Consider the following 1,735-nt stretch of genomic DNA (forward strand, 5'->3'; position numbering starts at 1 on the left):
AATCTGTATCAAAGCTGAAAATATTCTGTCTCTTCGCCGAAACAGCTTCGGCGTTGTAAGGTTAAGCCTCACGGTTCATTAGTATCGGTTAGCTCAACGTATCGCTACGCTTACACACCCGACCTATCAACGTCGTCGTCTTCAACGTTCCTTCAGGACTCTCAAGGAGTCAGGGAGAACTCATCTCGGGGCAAGTTTCGTGCTTAGATGCTTTCAGCACTTATCTCTTCCGCATTTAGCTACCGGGCAATGCCATTGGCATGACAACCCGAACACCAGTGATGCGTCCACTCCGGTCCTCTCGTACTAGGAGCAGCCCCCCTCAATTCTCCAGCGCCCACGGCAGATAGGGACCGAACTGTCTCACGACGTTCTAAACCCAGCTCGCGTACCACTTTAAATGGCGAACAGCCATACCCTTGGGACCTACTTCAGCCCCAGGATGTGATGAGCCGACATCGAGGTGCCAAACACCGCCGTCGATATGAACTCTTGGGCGGTATCAGCCTGTTATCCCCGGAGTACCTTTTATCCGTTGAGCGATGGCCCTTCCATTCAGAACCACCGGATCACTATGACCTGCTTTCGCACCTGCTCGAGCCGTCACTCTCGCAGTCAAGCTAGCTTATGCCATTGCACTAACCTCCTGATGTCCGACCAGGATTAGCTAACCTTCGTGCTCCTCCGTTACTCTTTGGGAGGAGACCGCCCCAGTCAAACTACCCACCAGACACTGTCCGCAACCCGGATTACGGGTCTACGTTAGAACACCAGCCATTAAAGGGTGGTATTTCAAGGTCGGCTCCACGCAGACTGGCGTCCACGCTTCAAAGCCTCCCACCTATCCTACACATCAAGGACCAGTGTTCAGTGTCAAGCTATAGTAAAGGTTCACGGGGTCTTTCCGTCTTGCCGCGGGTACACTGCATCTTCACAGCGAGTTCAATTTCACTGAGTCTCGGGTGGAGACAGCCTGGCCATCATTACGCCATTCGTGCAGGTCGGAACTTACCCGACAAGGAATTTCGCTACCTTAGGACCGTTATAGTTACGGCCGCCGTTTACCGGGGCTTCGATCAAGAGCTTCGCGTTGCCGCTAACCCCATCAATTAACCTTCCGGCACCGGGCAGGCGTCACACCGTATACGTCCACTTTCGTGTTTGCACAGTGCTGTGTTTTTAATAAACAGTTGCAGCCAGCTGGTATCTTCGACTGATTTCAGCTCCACCCGCAGGGGCTTCACCTACATATCAGCGTGCCTTCTCCCGAAGTTACGGCACCATTTTGCCTAGTTCCTTCACCCGAGTTCTCTCAAGCGCCTTGGTATTCTCTACCTGACCACCTGTGTCGGTTTGGGGTACGATTTTGTGTTACCTGATGCTTAGAGGCTTTTCCTGGAAGCAGGGCATTTGTTACTTCAGCACCGTAGTGCCTCGTCATCACACCTCAGCGTTAATAAGGTACCGGATTTACCTGGAACCTCCGCCTACATGCTTAAACCGGGACAACCGTCGCCCGGCTAACATAGCCTTCTCCGTCCCCCCTTCGCAGTAACACCAAGTACAGGAATATTAACCTGTTTCCCATCGACTACGCCTTTCGGCCTCGCCTTAGGGGTCGACTCACCCTGCCCCGATTAACGTTGGACAGGAACCCTTGGTCTTCCGGCGAGCGGGCTTTTCACCCGCTTTATCGTTACTTATGTCAGCATTCGCACTTCTGATACCTCCAGCA

1 rRNA gene (cut by a window edge) is annotated in these 1,735 nt (G+C 53.0%); it reads right to left on the minus strand.

Going from position 1 to position 1,735, the window contains the following annotated elements:
• Positions 1–57: 57 nt before the first annotated feature.
• Positions 58–1,735 (minus strand): 23S ribosomal RNA (locus ACJ9N4_RS20745) (it continues 1,228 nt past the right edge of the window).

Origin of the sequence: Enterobacter sp. LM3 (assembly GCF_046622475.1) — a bacterium.
GTDB lineage: Bacteria > Pseudomonadota > Gammaproteobacteria > Enterobacterales > Enterobacteriaceae > Enterobacter > Enterobacter cloacae_P.